Genomic DNA, 20,653 nt, shown 5'->3' with positions numbered 1-20,653 from the left:
ATCTACACATTTTCAAGCCTGATGCCTCTTGACACAGACAAAACAAGCCCTATTTCCGCCATCAGGAAGATGATTGACGTACCTCCATAGCTGATAAATGGCAGAATAACACCGGTATTGGGCAGTGAATTGGTAACTACCGCAATATTCAGTATCACCTGGATTGCAATATGACTCATCACACCAATCACCAAAAGTGAGCCATACAAATCCCTTGCATTGTTTGCAATGACCATCATACGCCAGATAAGCAGTATAAAAAGCAAAATAAGGCAGATAGCTCCAAACAGCCCAAGCTCTTCACAGATGATTGTAAATATCATATCATTTTGTGACTCCGGCACATTGCCAAGCTTCTGCAAGCTCTCTCCAAGCCCTTTTCCAAACAATCCGCCCGAGCCTATCGCATAAAGTCCCATCATAGTCTGGAACACAGCGTCTGTTCCCGCAGTCTCCGGATGCAGCCATGCCTCAATACGCGTACTTCTATAGCCTGCCAGCATGACAAACGCCACTGCAAACACAACTACCGCCACTGCTACAATAATAAACTGCAGATACTTCGGGCTTGCGACAAACAGCATACAGACCGAAATGCCTATGATGATAACTGCCGTACTCAGATTGCTGATTGCAACAACTATTATGAGTGGAATAAGCATTGCAAGCACCTTTATTAGACTTGAAAATTTGTCAAACTGCTTGGGAATCTTGTCAATAATCATAGCCATAAACAGTATGACAGCAATTTTAGCCACCTCTGAAGGCTGGAACTGTATCGGTCCTATGCCGATCCATCTCGATGAACCATGTGAGCTTGAGCCTATTTTCGGCACAAACACAAGCACACACAGTATAAGCGATACTATATACGCAAAAAAACCAAGCTTTTTCCAGTATCTGTAGTCGACCTTGGCCAGAAATACCATAGGTATAAGTCCCAGTACAATATTTCGTATCTGAAGCTTAAGATAGTGCATGCTGTCATGATTTTTGATGGCCGAGGTGTATGCACTTGAGCTATAGAGCATAACAAGGCCAAAGCAGAGCAGGAATATAACTATAAACAACAGGTTGTAGTCGAAATAAGGTATTCCTTTTTCTTTTTTTTCTTTATTCTTATTACTTCTTCTACGCTTTCCTGCCAAAACATTTACTCCTTAAATCCTTTTACTATTTCCTTAAAGATACGTCCGCGCTCCTCGTAGTTAGGAAACATGCCCCAGCTGGCACATGCCGGTGATAAAAGCACTGCATCACCTGAAACCGCATGCTCGTAGCAGTAATTTACCGCTTCCTCAAACGTATCCTTCTTTACAGTATTCATGAATCCATGTCTGTGTGCACACTCTTCGATTTTATCTGCGGTCTGACCGATAAGCACAAGCTCCTTTACCTTGCCGTCAAAGGCCTCTATCCACTCATCATACTCAGACTGCTTATCATATCCACCGCCAATGAGAAGTGTAGGTCTGTTCATGGCACGTATGCCCTGAATGGCTGCATCAGGATTGGTGCCCTTTGAATCATTGTAGAATCTGACTCCGCGCTTTTCGGTCACATACTCTATCCTGTGCTCAACTGCCTTAAATACCTTAAGCACCTCGACAATCTTATCCATCGGTACGCCAAAGCTTAAGCTCATGGCACACGCTGCCATTACATTCTCAAAATTGTGCTTTCCAAGAAGATTCAGCTCATTTACATCAATTACCTCATCGCGAACACCGTCGTGTGCATATATGATGATGTCTCCATCCAGATAAAAGCCCTCTGAAAGCTCAGACTTGCTGCTGAAAAATATAACCTTGGCCGGACACTCTGTTGCAAAAGCTCTAAGCACCTCATCCTCGTAGTTTAATACACAGTAATCATCCGCTGTCTGATTCTTTGTAATATCCTCCTTCGCCCTGATGTAGTTTTCCATCGTATGATGACGATTCAAATGATCAGGTGTGATATTTAAAATTGCGCTTACATGAGGCTTAAAGGTGTCAACTGTCTCGAGCTGAAAGCTTGATATCTCTGCAACCGTAACTGTCTCACCGGTACTTTCTGTGACCATTGATGTGTAAGGTATTCCGATATTTCCTACAACTCTCACATCCTTAAAGTAATTCTTCATTATCTCACCTGTCAGGGCAGTCGTGGTCGTCTTGCCGTTGGTTCCTGTGATGGCGATAATCTCACCTGCCCCAAATGTATATGCAAGCTCAATCTCACCCCATATTTTAACGCCCCTGTCACGTAAGGAATTGACCATAGGAATGTCTGTCGGTACTCCCGGACTTAGCACAGCCACATCAAATTCATCCATCTGTTCATCTGTAAGGTCGCCTAAAATAAGCGGCACCTCCTTAAGCTTTGGCGCTTTCTCATAAAGTGCTTTTGAATCCAGTTCTTTATTTCCGTCAAACAATACTGTATCGATGCCATTTGCGCACAAAAGCTCAGTCGCTGCAATGCCACTCTTTCCTGTGCCGACAACCAGTACCTTTTTTCCTTGTAAGCTCATTTTTATTCCTCCATCTTTTATTGCAGCCATCCGTGTGGATATATTACAAATCATATCCTCCAAATGACAGCCTTAATCATTAAATTATAGTATACGTTATTTGCTTCTATTTCGCAAGAGGTCGTAAGTCAGTTAAAAGCTCCAATTTCCTGTGCATACGGTATTATTTCCTTAAATATTTCAGCGGCAACCGGTGCAGCGATCGTTCCGCCATAGTATGCACCGCCCTTTGGATTATTTATCTTAACAAGCACCATAAGAGCCGGATCATCCACCGGATAAAACCCGAGAAATGAGGCTATATATACATTGTCACTTCTCGGAAGTGTCTGTGATGTGGCAGTCTTTCCTCCTATCGCATACCCTTCAACCTTTGCATTTTTTCCTGAGCCCTCCGACACCACGCCCTCCAAAAGCTTACGCAGTGTATCAGAGGTTTCTTCACTGCATATACCTAAGGTCTGTTCAAAGGATAATACCTCCTTTACCGTGCCGTCAGTGCCATGAATTTCCTTACCGACATGAGGAGTTATTCTGTTGCCACCGTTTATAAGTGATGATACCGTTGTCATAAGCTCAATGGGTGTGAGCTGGAATGACTGTCCAAAGGAAATCGTCGCAAGCTCCACCTGGCCTATCTTATCCGGCTGATGCATTATGGTTGCAGCCTCTCCCGGCAAATCAATACCTGTCTTATCGAGCAGACCAAACCTCTTGAAATCAGTATAATACCTCTCACTGCCTATTCTAAGGCCCAGGTCTATAAACACCGGATTACATGAATTTTGTATGCCCTGCACAAAGGTCTCACTTCCATGTCCTGTTCTCTTATGGCAGTGTATGCGTCTGTCCTCCACAGTAATATATCCCGGGCAGTAAAAGCGGTCATCAAGGCTCACCACATCCTCCTCCAGTGCGATTCCCGCTGTGATTATCTTGAATACGGAGCCGGGCTCATATGTATCACTCACACAGCCGTTTCTCCAGGCTTCGTCATGGTTTTCGCATGAAAAAGGGTCATTTAAATTGTACTCCGGATAGTCGGTCATGGCATATATTTCTCCATTTTTAGGATTTAAGGCAATTATGCTCACACTGTCCGCCAGGTTTTGCGCATATGCCATCATTGCATTTTTCTCACATACTCTTTGTATATTTATATCGAGTGTGGTGACAAGTGTATCTCCTTTTTTCGGAGCCTTCCTTCTCTCCTTATAGCCCTTTACCTCCACACCTCGGCCGTCACATACAGTATATATGCACCCCGGTGTACCACGTAAAACATCATCATATGTGGTCTCCAGTCCCACAACTCCCTGACCGTCTGCTCCGGCAAAGCCTATAACCTTTGAGAAGAGCTCTTCAAGCGGATAGTACCTGACACTTGACTCGTCAACCTTTACCCCTGCCAAGCCATATGAAAGTATTTTATCTCCCGTTTTTTTAGAAACATTGTTCTTTATCTTTTCAATGGATGTAACCTTATCCACCTTACTGCGGATAGTCTTTTCATCAATCGAAAGCTCACTGCTCAAAACCGATATGACAGCTTCCTTGTCGGTTATCTGATTGTGTATAACGCTTATGTTATATGCAGTTTCATTTGTCGCTATTATCCTTTCATTTCTGTCCACTATATCTCCGCGGATTCCTGCGATATCACGCTCTCTTTCCTGGAGCGCAGCTGCCTTTTTGCTGTAATAATCGCCTTTTACTATCATGAGATAAAACAGCCTGCCGCACAAGGCGATAAGAACTGCTGTCAGTATACTGCAAAACACGCATATTTTTCTTCTGTAGCGCGTATTGTTAAGTATCATAAGAAAAAATGCCTCAATATTTTTACACTAATATATGCAAAAAATATTGAGGCTATTCTCTATTCACCCTGTTCACCCTCCTGGGTAACCTTCTCTCCTGTAGGAGGATTTGCGCCTGTTATCGTAAGGTCAGCATTTACACCTGTCTGTTCCTCATCAGGGTATATATTCATATACGGGAGTACTTCCTTTAATATCTCTCTGGTCAGGTTCTGTGCATAGTTACTGTGAGGCTGATCCTGCACATTCGGCTGATCGATTACAGTGTAAATAACAAGCTGCGGATCCTGCGCCGGTACACAGCCTATAAATGATACGAGATAGCTGCCCTTTTTTCTAAGGTGTGTTGTCTCATCATACATCTGCGCTGTTCCTGTCTTGCCTCCCATTGAGTATCCGTCAACCTTCGCAACCTTACCGGTTCCGTTTGCAACTACGTTCTGCAGATAGTTTTTAAGTGTCGCACTCGTATTTTCCGACACTGTCTTTTTCAGCAGTGTAGGCTCAATTGTCTTTACTGTGTTGCCGTTGTCATCTGTGATTTTCTTTACTACGTGCGGCTGATAGTAATTTCCGCCGTTTACCAGTGAAGAAAATGCACTGACCATCTCTATCATGGTACAGTTATAGTTCTGTCCGAATACGTTTGTCGCTAAATCGACAGGCTTTATATTGTCGAGTGTATACATGAGCGTTGATGTATTTGCCTCACCCGGCAGGTCAACGCCTGTCTTTTGACCAAATCCAAATACGCTCTGATAATACAGAAAATTCTCTGCACCAATCTTATATGACATCTGCATGAGTGCATCATTACATGAATCCATGAGTGCCTTTTCAAGTGTCTCTATGCCATGTCCGCTACGATTTACACATGATACCCTCTCGCCGCCAAACATCTCATATCCATCACATAAAAATGTCATATCAGTGGTGAGCGTGCCTGTATCAAGTCCACATGCAACTGTAAAAGGCTTCTGTACAGAACCCGGCTCATATGTATGTGTAACACAGAAATTCTGCCACAGCTTATTTAGTGCATCCATCTCCTGAGTGCTGTCCTCTTTAAATGCCGCAAGCTGCTCCTCACTGTAATATGCACTCATATCCCTTGGATTATTCAAATCAAAGTTTGGATAATTCGCCATGGCGAGTATCTCACCATTTTTAGGATTTTCTATAATGACGGCAATATTTTCTGCGCCAAGTCCTTCTCTTGCATTATTTGCATAAGTATCTGAGAACAGCTTTATCTTGTCCTCAACAATCGACTGGATATTTGCGTCTATAGTTGTGTAAAGGGTATTTCCGTTTTGTGCGGCAATTACAGTCTTTTGAAAATCATTGTCTGCGTTCAGATAGCCGTACTCCCTGCCATTTACACCATTTAAGGTATCATTGTAATAGTTTTCAAGTCCTGTTGTACCTACATTTCCTGCTGAGGTAAAGCCGATAACCGAGCTTGCCAGTGTTTTAAACGGATAATTTCTCTGATACTCGGTCTCAAACCACACACCCTTGATGTTTGGATTCTTCAGATTGCCCTTTTCATCTGTTGCGTCCTGCAGCTGTACAAATGGCTGAATCGCATCATAGGACTGCTTTTTTAACAGTACAATGTATTTATTATCCTTGCTGTTATTTGCATAATCCTCAAGTGCTGCCCTGTCTAAATCCGGAAAGCACTGTGTCAGTGCATCTATCGTCGGAGTTATATACTCTTTCTTACTGGTCATGACAGAGCAATCAAGCACAACATTATAAACAGCCACACTCGTAGCAAGCACTGTACCGTTTGAATCTACAATATTTCCTCTCTGAAACGGTATTGTTTTGCTGTCATATGACTGTAATGACAGTACCTTTTTGGTATATGCGTCTCCGCTTGTATATTCAATAAACATCAGCCTGCCGATAAGTCCGAGCATGGCTATAACTATTAACATAAACAACGCAAACAGCTTTGTTTTCATTTTGCGTCCGATTTTTCTTACCGGTCTTTTTCTTGTCCTGGCTGCCAATATGATTCCTCCAATTTATTCCGGGATATCATCATACTGATCCATATAGTTGCTCTTGTCAACAGAGTAATAAACTATCTGATCCTGTGAAGCATATTTCATGCCAAGTCTGTTGATAGCGGCGTCCTTGATCGCATTTAAATCAACAGATGTAGTAATCTGCTTGTATCTGGCATCATTATCAGCCTTCATATCATTTATCTGGCTCTCAAGTGCTGCGACCTCCTTCATCTGCTGTGTCACATTTGACCTTATCTGAATAAGTGAAACAGATACAAAGGCTGAAGCTGCCACACACGCTGTGAGAAAGGCTACAAAAGCCCTGTTCATGGAGAGCGCTCTCTCCTGATTTCTTCTTGCAGCTGTTCTTCTGTTTTTCTTTCTTCTTACTTCCTCAAGCTCTCTTGTCGATTTCTGAGGTCTTCTGACCGGTGCTGCCTCGTCAAGCTGTCTTACTGCATTCCCGTTTATATAATAAGTAGTTTTATTCATTTAGCTGCTCCTTTTGCTGTCATTCTACAATTCATTTCTTTCAAACACACGAAGCTTTGCACTCTTCGAGCGTGAATTTTCTTCAAGTTCCTTTTCTGATGGAAGGATAGGCTTTCTGGTGATAACCGTTCCCTTCGATTTATTCCCGCATACACATACCGGAAAGCTTGGTGGACATGTACATGGATTTTCGTTTTTTTTGAAATTGGATTTTACTATTCTGTCCTCAAGCGAGTGGAATGTGATAATGCATATCCTGCCGCTTGGATTAAGTAAATCTATCATGTCATCCAGGTTGTCCCTTAGCACATCAAGCTCATGATTCAGCTCAATTCTGATAGCCTGATAGGTTCTCTTTGACGGGTGACCGCCGGTAGCTCTGACCTTTTTGGGTATCGCCGCCTTTATTATCTCATTGAGCTCGCCTGTTGTCGTTATCTCATGCTCTTGCCTTGCTGCTACAATGTGCTTTGCAATATTCTTTGCAAACTTGTCCTCACCGTAATCCCTGATGATACGGTACAGGTCATTTTCGCTGTAGGTATTTACTATATCCCTTGCGGTAAGGGCATTTCTGTCATCCATACGCATATCAAGCGGTGCATCCTCACTCCTGTAGGTAAATCCCCTGTTTGGTGTGTCAAGCTGGAAGGATGACACTCCAAGATCCAGCATAATACCATCCACCTTTTCAATTCCGAGTGAATGAAGCACATTCTTCATATCAGAATAATTGCTTCTGACTATCGTTACCCTGTCGCCAAACTCTGCAAGTCTCTCTCCTGCTGCCTTTATGGCATCTGCATCCTGATCTATGCCAATCAGCCTGCCCTTGCCTGAAAGTCTCTTTGCTATCTCATATGAGTGCCCGGCTCCTCCGAGAGTACCATCAACATATATGCCGTCAGGACGGATGTTTAAATTTTCAATTGTCTCGTCCCTTAAGACTGAATAATGCTTAAATTCCATGCGGTCTCTCCATTTAAAATCAAATTCCTATGCCAAGCTCTGCCATATGATCTGCTATCTCATCCATATCGTCAAAATCAGAGTTCTCAAGGTATCTGTCCTTGCTCCAGATTTCTACTCTGCTGTATACTCCGACAGATACTACTTCCTTATCTATACCTGCGTATTCTCTTAAGTTCGCCGGTAAGAGTATTCTGCCCTGCTTGTCCACCTCACAGGTGGCTGCTCCTGCAAAGAAGAATCTCATAAATTTTCTTGCTTCTCTTGATGTGAGTGGTTTGTCACGGAGATTTTCCTCAATGCGATGCCATTCTTCATTGGAATAGACGAACAGACAGCCATCTAAGCCCTTGGTAACTACGAACTCATTGCCAAGCTGTTCACGGAACTTTGCCGGGACAATCATACGGCCCTTGGCGTCTATTGAATGATTATATTCGCCCATGAACATGGCATCCATCCTCCTTTTCCTCATTTTGAAGCTTTCCACCACTTCACTCCACTTATATGGTATTTCGCTCCACTTTCCACCACTTGAATACAATATTACACCTAACAGCCCACAAAATCAAGGCTTTAAGCCAAATTCCCATAAAAAAGCATTAAAAAAAGACGTTCAGTCTTTTGTGGACTTTACGCCTTTTTTATAAAATACATATAAAATTTACTCTTTAGTGGTGGATTGTGGTGGAGTGTCCACCATTTTACCCATTTTCATCTGCTTATACCTGACAATACCTATCCATATGGCTGATACTGCCACCAAAGTGGCGGCGAGTGCCATAGACACCGGATAATTGATATGTGGTATGAGAAGCTGGTCTGTACGCAGGCTTTCTATCCAAAATCTTCCGATACCATAGCCTAATAAATATAGAAGAAACACCTCTCCGTCAAACCTTCTGTGCTTAAAATAAAGCATCAGCAAAATAAACAGGCACAGATTCCAGAATGATTCGTACAAAAATGTGGGATGCACCGAGATATACTCCACTCCGTCAATCATGGTTGTATGTGCCATAAGCCTTTCCGTCAGATCTGATGCCCTGACAGCAGATACCGGAAGCTGCATGGCAAAAAGCCCATCATAATAATCGCCAAAGGCCTCTCTGTTACAGAAGTTTCCCCATCTGCCAATCACCTGTCCCAGTATCAGTCCAAGTCCTGCCGTATCACACAGCAGTGGAAACGACAGCTTTCTGACCTTTGCAAAAACGAATGTAGTGATAATCGCCGCTATCACACCTCCGTAAATTGCCAGTCCGCCCTGCCTGATATTGAATATGCTAAGCAGGTCATCCTTGTACAAATCCCACCTGAATACCACATAGTATATTCTTGCACCTATCACCGAGCATATGATTGCCACAAGTGCCAGGTCAAAGTATGTATCAGGATTTTGTCCTGATTTTTTGGCCACATAGCAGGCCACACCAAGCCCCGCAAGCATACCACATGCGATTATTATGCCGTACATAGCAATATCAAAGCTGCCTATTGATATACTTTTTATCACATGCTGCAGATATATATGAAGATGTGGGAAGTTTATATTATAATCCATATTTTTCCTTTCCTGGCTGTAATTGCTGTCTGTCACACCATAATATATACGGTAACAATCACCAATTATGAAAATATATGTACCCGGAGCACCATAAGCATGATACTCCGGGCAGCTGTCATTATGTGCTTCTTAGTCAAAGACACTATCGTCACTAAAGCTTCTATGCCTCACACTCAAAGCTTGCACACTCTGTACTGCACTTGTTTGGTGTACAGTTTTTCTTGATGCCAATCTGATTGGCCATGCAGCTATTGTGGTCATTGTACTTACACTTTGCCGCATCACAGTGCACATCTGTCTCCTTGTGAATAGCTAACTCTGCAGATACCTCGCAGTCACAGGCCTTGTTTGAAAAGCTGCCACACTGTGTATCGCAGGCTTTCTTTGCCTTAGTTCCTTTCACATCGATTTCTCTGAGCTTACAGCAGTTATCTGCATTATACGCACATTTTTCAACATTACAATCAAGTCTTGTCATACTTTTGCCTCCTTTGCTTATGCATAGGCTAGTATGTCCTGATTGATTGTTTTTATGCTTTTTAAATCAATTATCTGTGTTTTTCCTCTTCCGGAAGCTCCACTCTGATTTCCTTTGTACGGATTTCCTTGCAAATCTGATCGATGAAATCTGAAAGCGGCTTAACACCCTCATTTCCTTCAAAACGGCTTCTTACAGATACTGTGCCGTCTGCCTCCTCGTCAGCTCCGACAACAAGCATATATGGAAGCTTATCCATACGAGCCTCTCTGATCTTGTATCCAATCTTCTCAGCTCTGTTGTCAACTGTCACATCGACATCATTTCTCTTAAGCTCATCTGCTACCTTTTTAGCATAATCAGCATACTTCTCTGAAATAGGAAGTACTCTTACCTGCTCAGGGCAGAGCCATGTAGGGAACTTTCCTGCGTAGTGCTCGATGAGCCATGCAAGTGTACGCTCATAGCAGCCGAGTGATGTACGGTGAATGATATACGGACGGATTTTATCGCCGTTTTGATCAATATAGTACAGATCAAAATTCTCAGCAATAGCGCAGTCAAGCTGTATTGTTACCATGGTATCCTCTTTACCGTATACGTTCTTGGCCTGGATATCAATCTTTGGTCCGTAGAATGCAGCCTCGCCGTCGGCCTCAACAAAAGGAACATTTTCCTCAATAAGGATGTTACGAAGAACCTCCTGTGTTGAGTTCCAGTACTCGTCATCTCCTAAGTACTTTTCTGTGTTCTTTGGATCCCATTTTGAAAGACGGTATGTCACATCATTCTCGAGTCCGAGCACCTTAAGGATATATCTGTTAAGGCTGAAGCATGCCTTAAGCTCCTCCTCACACTGGTCAGGACGGATAACATTGTGACCCTCTGAGATAGTAAACTGTCTGACACGTGTCAGTCCGTGCATCTCTCCTGAATCCTCGTTTCTAAACAGTGTGGATGTCTCACCCATTCTGTAAGGCAGGTCTCTGTATGAGTGCTGCTTTGCCTTGTATACATAATACTGGAACGGACATGTCATCGGACGAAGTGCCATAACCTCTTCCTCGCCATCCTTCTCAGGATCTCCGAGAACAAACATGCCGTCAAGATAATGATCCCAGTGTCCTGAAATCTTGTACAGATCTGATTTTGCCATGAGTGGTGTCTTTGTACGCACATAGCCCCACTCCTTATCCTCAAGATCCTCAATCCATCTCTGCAGCTTCATAATCATCTTTGTGCCCTTTGGCATCATAAGCGGAAGTCCCTGTCCGATTACATCTACTGTTGTGAAAAGCTCCATCTCACGGCCAAGCTTATTGTGATCACGCTTCTTAGCCTCCTCCATTCTCTCAAGATGTGCCTTTAAGTCCTCTTTCTTATTGTAGGCTGTTCCGTAGATACGATGAAGCCTTGCCTTGTTTGAATCGCCTCTCCAGTATGCCATTGATGACGATGTGAGCTTGAAGGCCTTTACTCCCTTTGTGCTCATAAGATGTGGTCCTGCACATAAATCTACAAAGCCACCCTGATCATAGAACGAAATCTCCTCACCCTCAGGAAGCTCCTCGATAAGCTCTACCTTGTATGGCTCATCCTTTTCCTTCATTAATTTGATTGCTTCCTCTCTAGGAAGTGTAAATCTTGTTATCTCATGACCCTGTTTGATGATTTTCTTCATCTCTGCCTCAAGTGCATCAAGATCCTCTCTTGAGAATGGCTGTGAATCAAAATCATAGTAGAAACCGTCATCAATTGCCGGTCCGATTGTGACTTTTGCATCCGGGAACAGATTCTTTACTGCCTGTGCCAGCACATGTGATGCTGTATGTCTGATGACACGAAGTCCTTCCTCATCGCTTGCTGTGATGATATTGAGTGCGCAGTCCTTGTCGAGAACTGTTCTTAAGTCAACGATTTCTCCGTCAACCTCTCCTGCGCAGGCTGCTCTTGCAAGACCCTCGCTTATGTCCTTTGCGATTTCATATACGCTTTTTGCTTCGCTGTACTCTTTTGATGAGCCATCCTTCAATGTTATCTTCATGGTTATCTCTCCTTTATTTTTAATACAAAAATCCCCGACACCGCATTGCTGCGACATCGGGGACGATAAGCTTTGTTACCGTGGTTCCACCCACATTCTCTCTGCCTGAAAACAAACTGCTTGTATGTATCCGACAGAAACTCATTTGACTATAACGGTGTCACCGGGCTTTATTAGAGCCACTCCAAGCTGGTGTTCGGTATATCATCCACCGGGGAGCTTTCACCACTCTTTGGACATGAGATTTTATCGTCCTCCAAGGCTTCCCTCTCTGCTGCTTTTAATATACTTACTGTGCTCTTCAACGTATTGTTATTATGCTAATGTTCCTTTCAAAAAATGATAATATACTTATTTTTCTAATCTGTAAAGTACTTTATGCATTTTTTCCGCAACATTTTTTATATTTCTTGCCTGAACCGCATGGACATGGGTCATTTCGGCCGATTTTCTTGCCTACTACTACTGTTCCCGACTTCTTCTGCTCGAGGTAAAGCGCATGCTTTGTCTCTGCATCAAAGATTTCATCCCATGCAGGAAGATTGTAAAGCCAGTCTGCCTTTGCATCTACCATGTTCTTGTAGAGCTTCTCCTTATCGAATGCAAGGCTTACCTTTGTGTCCTCATCCATCTCCTCGATTGGATTTGGTGTAACAAGACTGTCATTGATTCCATCTAAGAAGCCTGTCATCTCCATGATTGATAACTCATATTTCTCAGCAAGCTCTTTGACTGTTCCCTCTACTGCCTCATCCGGATTTGCAAGAAGCTGCTCATATACGCCCTTCTCCAAGAGGAAATAATGCTGCCAAAAACGCTGTAACTCTCCCTGATCTGCTTTGTCATTGTAGGCAATCTTGTGCCACTCTTCTAATAAAGCCATTTTTACTACCACCTTTATCTTTTATAAACTGATATGAGGCCAACTACAGCCTCAACTTCACATATGGATGTATTATACCAAAATAACGGCTTGACGTCAATTTTGTTTTTTTATATTATGATTAAAGGGTCAAAAGGTATCATCGATGCATGCTTGCATGCAATTCGATGTATGCCTTAGTGACCCGCACTACACCGAGAAAGTAGCAATTTGCTGCGGAAACGCAGGAAATTAGCGGATTTCGAGGTGGAGTCAGATTACGGGAATGCGTAGCATGCAGTAATCTGATTAATCATAAATGAGGGGCAAAATACCTTTTGACCCTCATATCATATTATAATTATTAAATAACTATTCAGAACCACGGAGAACAATTCATGAAAAAGACAAAACGTATTCTGGCCCTGACCGGTGCCATCCTTTTATTACTTTTATATGTTGTGGCATTTGCTGCCACTGTGCTCGATCACACAAACGACATGCGCTACTGGAAGGCTGCCGTTGCCGCAACCATCATTATCCCGGTGCTTATCTGGGCATATTCATTTGTATACAGGCTTTTAAAGGGTTCTGATAAAGACTCTGATGATGTAAACAAAAATAAAGCAGATGCCAGTGATAAAAACGACTCTCTTCACAAATAGCATCATCCTTCAAGGAGTATCCATGCCATGAAATGCAAAATCACACCTGAATTATCAGCTAAAGACTGGAAGGAATTCTGCAGCCGTTTCCATTTTGATAATGATAAGCTGCCTCTTATCCGGTCTATATACACAGCAATGCTTCCTTTGGTGGATGCCTACGCATATTATTCCATAAAACAGGATTTGCAGAGGGTATCCTTAGCGCACTATGCCTACGGCCTCGTGACACTTGGAAACGGTGCAGACGAGCTGTCAGAGCTGTATTTAAACCACGAGCAGCTTGAGGAAGCATACATAGCAGACTGTTTAAGTCTCATGCTTTTGTCAAATGCATATGAGCAGTTTGCAAAGACTGTTGAAAAAGACAGCTGCCTTTATGCCATAGAGCTGTCCTTTTTAGGCGATGAATATCCACTTGAGCTGCTGCCTGAGATTTTTGAGCACGTAAGCCCCGATGGCATACGTCTCACCGGTTCAAATATGCTCATGCCGCTTAAGACAGCCGCTCTCATAATAAAGCTTGACTCACAAAAGAAAAAAAATATCACAGAGCTCTGCAATACCTGCGCAAGCTGTAAGAATCTGTCGTGCCCGTCAAGAAAGGCTCCGGGTCCTAAGCTGCCACACACCTACGGTGCCATGCAGATTTTCAATATCAGACATTGAAGCCCTTCTTTTTTTTCATTTCTTTCTTCATCAGATTTTTCTCATAGGAGCCTCGCAGCTTCTCAACCAGAAGTGTCAGATTCCTAAACAGTGACTCAGCCGCAAAGCCAAACACTATCATGAGAAGAATACATATATTTGACAAATCCGTCAGTGCAAACAGCTTCTTTAAGAAGAAGCCTGAAAATACCAGACCTGCTATATTTCCGATAATAACTGCATATTTCATTCCATTGAGCGGCTCGCTGATTTTAAAGAGAATCATAAAGCCCACTACCGAAAGTACAAGTGTCGCTATCGTTCCGATACTTGCATCCGATATACAAAATACCTCTCCGCATATGACAAGTGCTCCGACAGCTATTACATCCGTAAGTCCGCCGGGCAGCGCCTTTAGCATGACATTTGTGATAAAGTGTCCCTTTATCCTGTCCTTATTCGGCTCCAGTGCCAGTAAGAATCCCGGTACTCCTATGGTAAACATACTGATGAGCGATACCTGTGCCGGCTCAAGCGGATACGTAACCATCAGAACAACCGAAAACAGTGAAAGTAACAGTGAGAATATATTTTTTACAAGGAACAAACTGGCTGAGCGCTGGATATTGTTTACCACCCTGCGGCCCTCATATACCACATCCGGCATGTGTGCAAAGTCAGAGTCCAAAAGGACAACCTGTGCTGCCTGGGCTGCCGCCTCACTTCCCGATGCCATAGCCACACTGCAGTCTGCATCCTTCATGGCAAGTATATCGTTGACTCCGTCTCCGGTCATCGCAACTGTATGACCTTTAGCCTGCAAAGCCTTTACAAGCTGCTTCTTCTGCTTTGGTGTCACTCGTCCGAATACAGTATATTTATTCACTGCATCAGCTATTTTATCCTCAGTATCAAGTGTTGCCGCATCGACAAAGCTTTCTGCATTTTCTATCCCGGCCTGTATGGCAATCCTTGAAACAGTACGTGGATTGTCACCTGAAATAACCTTTATCGCAACACCCTGACTCTTGAAATACTCAAAGGTCTTTACTGCATTTGCCCTGATAGGATTGGCAAGTGCCACAAATCCAAGCGGAGTAACGCTGCCGTTTATGCCGTTTTCCACGTTTTCTCCATCATACCTTGCAAATAAAAGCACTCTGTCGCCTTTGTCAGCGTATGGTATGATTTCCTCCTCAATGCGCGCAAAGTCATCGTGCATGATAAACTCAGGTGCTCCGAGCAGATATGTTCCGTCAGAAAAGGTAACACTGCCATACTTGAGGCCCGACGAGAAGGCCTGCTGTGAAACCGCTGTACGGTGTAATGCAGATGTATTATTTGTCAAAGCATCTGCTGCATATGCCTTTAGTGCGAGCATAGTCGCATTGTTGTCAACGGAGGCATTTGCATAATCTAAAATAAGGCTCTTAAGCTCATCTAATGTCAAAGCTGTCTGTGCGCCATCTGCTCCACTGTTTTTGCATAGGAAAATTTCTTTAAGCTTCATATCAGGCTCAGTTATTGTGCCTGTTTTGTCCACACACAGCACATCCACTCGCGCAAGCGTCTCAATACTTTTCATATCGTGAAGCAATACCTTTTTGCTTGCAAGCTTCATAGTGCTTAGGGCAAGCGCCACCGTAGTCAGCAGATACAAGCCCTCCGGTATCATTCCTATAATCGCTGCAACTGTCGATGTAACGCTCTTTGTGATAGACTCACCATTCACAAAATGACTCTGCCAGAACAGTATAAGCCCAATCGGAATAATCACTATGCCAACCCATTTGACGATCAAATTGATGGAGCGTATCATCTCTGACTGCTCCTTGTCTCCCATTGATTTTGCCTCAAGGCTCAGCTTTGAGATATATGATTCATTACCGACCTTTTCAAGCCTTGCATAGCACTCTCCCGATACAACAAAGCTGCCCGACATGAGAGTACTGCCCTCTGTCTTTTCCACCTCATCAGCTTCACCTGTGAGCAGCGATTCATTTACCTGTATATTTCCGGATATCACAACCGCATCCGCACAAATCTGCTTTCCTGCGGTAAGTAAAATCACATCATCCTTTACAAGCTCCTCCGTACTAATCTGCTTTAGACTTCCGTTTCTGATGACATCCGCATGTGGAGCATTCAAAAGGCTCATTTTCTCAAGAGTCTTTTTTGCACGGATCTCCTGAACGATTCCGATTACCGTATTTCCAATAATTATAGGCAGAAATGTCAGATTTCTAAAAGAACCTACCATTATGAGAAGAATCGTTATGACAAGAAATATAAGGTTAAAATATGTGAAAACGTTTGAAATCACAATTTCCTTTGTTGTCTTGTCTGTCGATATATCCGCTCTGTTGGTAAGTCCTTCCTCTGCTTTCTGCCTAACCTCTTCGTCCGTAAGACCCGTGATATTTATATTTTTGCTGTCATTATTCATCTGATTCATGCTATTCACCTTTTGCCCCTCATTTATGATTAATCAGATTACTACATGCTACGCATTCCCGTAATCTGACTCCACCTCGAAATCCGCTAATTTCCTGCGTTTCCGCAGCAAATTGCTACTTTCTCGGTGTAGTGCGGATCACTAAGGTATACATCGAATTGCATGCAAGCATGCATCGATGATACCTTTTGACCCTTTAATCATAATAATAATGATACAACATCAGCATGATTTCAATACATATTTCATAAAAAAAAGATGAACTATTTCTTAATTTGTTTTCACATTGTAACTATTCACTTTCAGTCTCAGTACTCTCACTGTCCTCTGTTGCTACCATATCATCTATAGAATCCGGTATTGTTCCAAGGATTGTGTTGCTTGAAAGATATACATCATCATTTACCTTGATATAGTACTCTCCAAGCATAGCGTTTTTCTCACCGATTGTGATGGTATATGTCTTATCATCGGTGCTTAGCTTTACAACATTCTGTGGTTCGTCCAGTCCAAAATCAGATGTATCCGCATCTGAATCAAATTTTTTTGAAGCTGTGATGCTTGTAGCGTTTCCAAGCAGTGATGTAACCTTGCTTGTATTGATTTTAAGAGAGGTGTCATTATCGCAGACCCACTGGTCATCATCATCTGCGCTGCTTTCGGAATCGGTATCTGTTTTCTCAGACTCCGTTGACTCGGTATCATCGGAGGTATCCTCTGACTTTATACGGCTGAAGGTATACTCCTGACCTTCAATCAGAAATGAGAGCGATTTGACATCCGATGAGTCAAGCGAAAGTGCCTCAACACTGTCGCTTTCGCTCTCTGAATCATCATCACTTTTATATTTATTGTAATTTAGAAGCCCCAGGTAGCCCGCCAGGCAGGCTACCAGAACTATCGCAAGTATCACAAAGGTGCGTTTTTGCTTATTCATTCATTATTTCTCCTGTTTCCTATACGCTTTTAACTGAAATCTACTTCTTTCTCCTCATTGCCCACACAACGATTCCTATGATTATAAGCAGTATCGGTACAGCAATCATTATGATAAGTCCCGTAACAACTGCCTGCAGCGTATTTATAGTGATATTGCTTAAGGTGTAATCCTTCACCGGTATCACACTTGATGCAAGCTCCACATTTCCGGTCATTGATGTGATAACATCCTTGAACATGTCTGCATTGTTGCCGGAAACGGCATTATCGTATGAATCATCAACCACATACGGTGTGCCAAACACGACAACCGATGCGCCGGTGCTTGAATCATTTACAGCAAGACCTGTGGTAAAAGGTCCGTTCTCATCTCCGTCCTCTGCCTTCGATGTGGTGATATTCTTCCAGTCCTTCTTTAAAACTGCGCTGTCTGATGTAGAAAGCAGCTTTGTATATGTCACATCATCTGTATCCTCAGGATAACTGATCGCACAGCTTCCTGCCAAAAATACATATCCGTCTGTGGCATCTGAGGTGTAATCTGTCGTCTCAACCGTTGGAAGCAGGTAGAGAGGATTCTGATAGTATTTTGAACTGTCATTTTCAGCTACAACACCGGTCTTGAAGCTGACATTGTAAGCCGCAAGTATCTTGTTAAAGTTTGTAAGCTCGTCATTATATGCGTAGCAGCCGATAATCAGTGCCTTTCCGCCGCCATTTAAATAATCAATTACCTTCTGGGCGTCCTCCTCGTTGAAATCAACCGTCGGGGAATTAATAATAATGGCTGTTGCATCCTCCGGCACCTTTTCCTCATTAAAAAGCTCAAGGCTCTTTAAATTTGCATTTGCCTTACTTACAACACTCTGGAAATTGCTTCCTATCTCTGTTTCATTGTGTCCTGTTATCTGATAGATTACAGGAAGCTCATCTGCATCCATCGTGACATACTCTATAGCACTTGTAATCTGTCCCTCTGCATCATAGCCTGTGATGCTCGACTGCGACTGGTATCCGTAATAGTATGATGAGCTGTCATATTCATATATGTCATTGTAATCAATCACCTTTGAACGGTTTTTGCTCTCAATGATAAGACTGTTCGTGGTAGGTGTCGTGTCTGTGTAATCCTGATAAAACTTCGGACTTGTCGCCGGGTCTACATATTTTACCTTTATATGACTTGAAAGGTCCTTGTATCTGTTTATTGTCTCATCTATCTTTGCATCCTTTGATTTTTTGGAATTCAAAACATAGATTGTGATATCCTCGTCGAGCTTACTTACCCTGTCCTTTGTATCGCTTGTGAGCGAGTACAGCTTTGTAGCCGAACAATCAATTGACGTATACTTAGCAGGAAGCGCTGACACCACGAGGTTTACAACCACACAGATTGCACACATTATGACTATCATTCCAGCCGAAAACGCTCCTGTGCCTATCCTCTTCTTTGAAAAAGCCCACCTTCTCTTCTGGATAGACTGCGTCGTAAGGAAGCATAAAAGCAGAATAACCGTCACATAATAAGCTGCCGATGTGACACTGAAGCAGCCACTCACAAAATTCTCAAATGGTGTGTACAGATCAAAGCAATTAAGCACATTTGTAAGCAGGTTGCCGCTCGATGAGATAAGCCCTGTGATGGACTGCATCATATATGAAAGGAACAATGCCGCAAATGTAAGTATTGCAGATATAATCACACTCTCAGATATTGACGATATAAAAAGTCCCACTGCGATGCATGATAAACCGTAAAGCCAGTAGCCAAACAAAGCCACATAGGCTTCACTTAAAGCCACTTTGCCGTAGATTGACAGCACGAGCGGTGAAAGTGCAAAAATAGCTATGTCTATTGTGTATACTGCTGCCATTGCAAAATATTTTCCTGCGACAATTTTGCCGACAGATACAGGCGATGTCAGCATGAGCTGATCTGTCTTTGTCTTTCTCTCATCAGAAAGTGATCTCATTGTGAGGATCGGCACTGCAATCATCATAATAAAACCGATTCCCTTTAAATCGTATGAGATATACGGATAACCGTTTTTCAGATTGTATACATAAAAATACAGGCCATACACTGCAAGAAGCGCGGCTACAAATAGCCATCCTATAACATTCTGGAAATATGATTTGAATTCTCTTTTAAATATTGCAAGCATTATTTCTCATCTCCTTCCCCTGTAAGCTCAAGAAATACATCCTCGAGTGACTTGACAACAGAATGCATCTCAAGGATTGGCATATGCATTGCGCTTGCAAGCTCAAATATTTCCTCACGTATATCGCAGTTTGCTTTTGCAACAACCAAAGCCTTCACTGTACCCTCTTCCTCAGATTGTTCAAATGTGACCTTATCAATATTTACTATTTTCTCAAGCATTCCTCTTGCGCCAATCTCGTCTGATTTGATAACAAGATTGATTTCCTGATTCTTTGACATGAGACTGATCAGATTTTCAGTGGCATCACTTGCTACAAGCTTGCCCTTTGATATGATAAACACATGATCGCACACCGCACTTATCTCACTTAAAATATGCGAGCTAAGTATCACAGTATGGTTTTCTCCAAGCTTTTTGATAAGCTCACGAATCTCTATTATCTGCTTCGGATCAAGTCCAACCGTAGGCTCATCCAGTATAATGATTTCCGGATAGCCAAGCAGTGCCTGAGCGAAGCCAACTCTTTGTCTGAAGCCCTTGGATAGGTTCTTTATGAGACGGTTTTTCACCTCCGTGATACCGGTCATATCCATGGCATCTTCTATCATTTCTTTTCTCTTTTTCCTGTCAAGCTTTTTGAGCTCTGCCACAAATTGCAGATATTCATACACCGTCATATCCACATAAAGCGGTGGTATCTCCGGCAGATATCCTATACATTTTTTTGCCTCTTCAGGCTGTGCAAATATATCATAGCCGTTTATCTTTACTGTTCCACCATCGGCACCAATATATCCGGTAACAATATTCATGGTGGTTGACTTTCCGGCGCCGTTTGGTCCCAAAAATCCATATATCTTTCCCGGCTCCACAGTCAGCGAAAGATGATCGACAGCCATATGGTCGCCATATTTCTTTACGAGATTACTAATTTCTATCACAGTAATGCTCCTTCCTAAATTGTTATGATATCAGCGTATAAAAAAAGAGTGTTCAATTTGTGAATTTTG

Annotated in this window: 17 protein-coding genes; 2 read left to right on the top strand and 15 right to left on the bottom strand. The window is 42.7% G+C overall.

Features of this window, described 5'->3' with window-relative positions; translation table 11 throughout:
- Positions 1-2: 2 nt before the first annotated feature.
- The 11 genes from ftsW to ACW6PM_RS06765 form a co-directional block, all read right to left on the bottom strand.
- Complete coding sequence (gene ftsW / locus ACW6PM_RS06815) at positions 3-1,148, bottom strand: putative lipid II flippase FtsW (RefSeq protein ID WP_308650042.1); 1,146 nt, start codon at positions 1,146-1,148, stop codon at positions 3-5.
- 5 nt (positions 1,149-1,153) lie between these two features.
- The gene (murD, locus tag ACW6PM_RS06810; protein ID WP_456056654.1) at positions 1,154-2,515 is read right to left on the bottom strand and encodes a UDP-N-acetylmuramoyl-L-alanine--D-glutamate ligase; all 1,362 of its coding nucleotides are present in this window, start codon (positions 2,513-2,515) and stop codon (positions 1,154-1,156) included.
- 128 nt (positions 2,516-2,643) lie between these two features.
- Positions 2,644-4,335: a peptidoglycan D,D-transpeptidase FtsI family protein gene (locus ACW6PM_RS06805; protein ID WP_456056653.1), complete on the bottom strand. Its 1,692-nt coding sequence runs from the start codon at positions 4,333-4,335 to the stop codon at positions 2,644-2,646.
- A gap of 59 nt (positions 4,336-4,394) precedes the next feature.
- Positions 4,395-6,356: a peptidoglycan D,D-transpeptidase FtsI family protein gene (locus ACW6PM_RS06800; protein ID WP_456056652.1), complete on the bottom strand. Its 1,962-nt coding sequence runs from the start codon at positions 6,354-6,356 to the stop codon at positions 4,395-4,397.
- A gap of 15 nt (positions 6,357-6,371) precedes the next feature.
- Positions 6,372-6,848, bottom strand: coding sequence for a hypothetical protein (locus tag ACW6PM_RS06795; protein ID WP_308650046.1), 477 nt, complete (start codon positions 6,846-6,848; stop codon positions 6,372-6,374).
- A 24-nt stretch (positions 6,849-6,872) separates the two neighbouring features.
- Complete coding sequence (rsmH, locus tag ACW6PM_RS06790) at positions 6,873-7,817, bottom strand: 16S rRNA (cytosine(1402)-N(4))-methyltransferase RsmH (protein ID WP_456056651.1); 945 nt, start codon at positions 7,815-7,817, stop codon at positions 6,873-6,875.
- A gap of 19 nt (positions 7,818-7,836) precedes the next feature.
- Positions 7,837-8,268 (bottom strand): division/cell wall cluster transcriptional repressor MraZ, encoded by a 432-nt coding sequence (mraZ, locus tag ACW6PM_RS06785; RefSeq protein WP_015516716.1) that lies wholly within the window; start codon positions 8,266-8,268, stop codon positions 7,837-7,839.
- A 213-nt stretch (positions 8,269-8,481) separates the two neighbouring features.
- On the bottom strand, positions 8,482-9,381 hold the full coding sequence (gene lgt, locus ACW6PM_RS06780) for a prolipoprotein diacylglyceryl transferase (protein WP_456056650.1): 900 nt from the start codon (positions 9,379-9,381) through the stop codon (positions 8,482-8,484).
- A gap of 163 nt (positions 9,382-9,544) precedes the next feature.
- On the bottom strand, positions 9,545-9,862 hold the full coding sequence (locus tag ACW6PM_RS06775) for a DUF1540 domain-containing protein (protein ID WP_308650049.1): 318 nt from the start codon (positions 9,860-9,862) through the stop codon (positions 9,545-9,547).
- A gap of 70 nt (positions 9,863-9,932) precedes the next feature.
- The gene (gene thrS, locus ACW6PM_RS06770) at positions 9,933-11,906 is read right to left on the bottom strand and encodes a threonine--tRNA ligase (protein WP_456056649.1); all 1,974 of its coding nucleotides are present in this window, start codon (positions 11,904-11,906) and stop codon (positions 9,933-9,935) included.
- Positions 11,907-12,282: 376 nt separating this feature from the next.
- Positions 12,283-12,789, bottom strand: a complete 507-nt coding sequence (locus ACW6PM_RS06765) for an SEC-C metal-binding domain-containing protein (protein ID WP_308650051.1) — start codon at positions 12,787-12,789, stop codon at positions 12,283-12,285.
- 377 nt (positions 12,790-13,166) lie between these two features.
- Here ACW6PM_RS06765 and ACW6PM_RS06760 point away from each other — a divergent pair, with 377 nt between their 5' ends.
- Positions 13,167-13,433: a hypothetical protein gene (locus ACW6PM_RS06760; protein ID WP_456056648.1), complete on the top strand. Its 267-nt coding sequence runs from the start codon at positions 13,167-13,169 to the stop codon at positions 13,431-13,433.
- Between the two features lie 27 nt (positions 13,434-13,460).
- A complete protein-coding gene (locus ACW6PM_RS06755; RefSeq protein WP_308650053.1) occupies positions 13,461-14,102 on the top strand; it encodes a hypothetical protein in 642 nt (213 codons plus the stop codon).
- Here the strand turns inward: ACW6PM_RS06755 and ACW6PM_RS06750 are convergent.
- The 4 genes from ACW6PM_RS06750 to ACW6PM_RS06735 form a co-directional block, all read right to left on the bottom strand.
- Complete coding sequence (locus ACW6PM_RS06750; protein WP_456056647.1) at positions 14,092-16,536, bottom strand: HAD-IC family P-type ATPase; 2,445 nt, start codon at positions 16,534-16,536, stop codon at positions 14,092-14,094. The genes ACW6PM_RS06755 and ACW6PM_RS06750 overlap by 11 nt on opposite strands.
- 292 nt (positions 16,537-16,828) lie before the next feature.
- Positions 16,829-17,473 (bottom strand): DUF4340 domain-containing protein, encoded by a 645-nt coding sequence (locus ACW6PM_RS06745; protein WP_456056646.1) that lies wholly within the window; start codon positions 17,471-17,473, stop codon positions 16,829-16,831.
- Between the two features lie 40 nt (positions 17,474-17,513).
- The gene (locus tag ACW6PM_RS06740) at positions 17,514-19,640 is read right to left on the bottom strand and encodes a Gldg family protein (protein WP_456056645.1); all 2,127 of its coding nucleotides are present in this window, start codon (positions 19,638-19,640) and stop codon (positions 17,514-17,516) included.
- Positions 19,640-20,584 carry an ABC transporter ATP-binding protein gene (locus ACW6PM_RS06735; RefSeq protein WP_456056644.1) on the bottom strand — a complete coding sequence of 315 codons (945 nt, stop codon included), beginning with the start codon at positions 20,582-20,584 and terminating at the stop codon, positions 19,640-19,642. The genes ACW6PM_RS06740 and ACW6PM_RS06735 overlap by 1 nt, the downstream gene beginning before the upstream one ends.
- Positions 20,585-20,653: the final 69 nt, after the last annotated feature.

The organism is Agathobacter sp., from assembly GCF_977054825.1.
The sequence above is the reverse complement of the archived record's forward strand: the minus strand, read 5'-3'. Positions and strand labels throughout refer to the sequence as shown.

What these genes read in the sequence shown, in the direction of transcription:
- murD (WP_456056654.1), bottom strand. Translation starts at nt 2,515, where the DNA reads ATGAGCTTACAAGGAAAAAAGGTACTGGTTGTCGGCACAGGAAAGAGT.
- ACW6PM_RS06805 (WP_456056653.1), bottom strand. Translation starts at nt 4,335, where the DNA reads ATGATACTTAACAATACGCGCTACAGAAGAAAAATATGCGTGTTTTGC.
- ACW6PM_RS06795 (WP_308650046.1), bottom strand. Translation starts at nt 6,848, where the DNA reads ATGAATAAAACTACTTATTATATAAACGGGAATGCAGTAAGACAGCTT.
- rsmH (WP_456056651.1), bottom strand. Translation starts at nt 7,817, where the DNA reads ATGGAATTTAAGCATTATTCAGTCTTAAGGGACGAGACAATTGAAAAT.
- mraZ (WP_015516716.1), bottom strand. Translation starts at nt 8,268, where the DNA reads ATGTTCATGGGCGAATATAATCATTCAATAGACGCCAAGGGCCGTATG.
- lgt (WP_456056650.1), bottom strand. Translation starts at nt 9,381, where the DNA reads ATGGATTATAATATAAACTTCCCACATCTTCATATATATCTGCAGCAT.
- ACW6PM_RS06775 (WP_308650049.1), bottom strand. Translation starts at nt 9,862, where the DNA reads ATGACAAGACTTGATTGTAATGTTGAAAAATGTGCGTATAATGCAGAT.
- thrS (WP_456056649.1), bottom strand. Translation starts at nt 11,906, where the DNA reads ATGAAGATAACATTGAAGGATGGCTCATCAAAAGAGTACAGCGAAGCA.
- ACW6PM_RS06765 (WP_308650051.1), bottom strand. Translation starts at nt 12,789, where the DNA reads ATGGCTTTATTAGAAGAGTGGCACAAGATTGCCTACAATGACAAAGCA.
- ACW6PM_RS06760 (WP_456056648.1), top strand. Translation starts at nt 13,167, where the DNA reads ATGAAAAAGACAAAACGTATTCTGGCCCTGACCGGTGCCATCCTTTTA.
- ACW6PM_RS06755 (WP_308650053.1), top strand. Translation starts at nt 13,461, where the DNA reads ATGAAATGCAAAATCACACCTGAATTATCAGCTAAAGACTGGAAGGAA.
- ACW6PM_RS06750 (WP_456056647.1), bottom strand. Translation starts at nt 16,536, where the DNA reads ATGAATCAGATGAATAATGACAGCAAAAATATAAATATCACGGGTCTT.
- ACW6PM_RS06745 (WP_456056646.1), bottom strand. Translation starts at nt 17,473, where the DNA reads ATGAATAAGCAAAAACGCACCTTTGTGATACTTGCGATAGTTCTGGTA.
- ACW6PM_RS06740 (WP_456056645.1), bottom strand. Translation starts at nt 19,640, where the DNA reads ATGCTTGCAATATTTAAAAGAGAATTCAAATCATATTTCCAGAATGTT.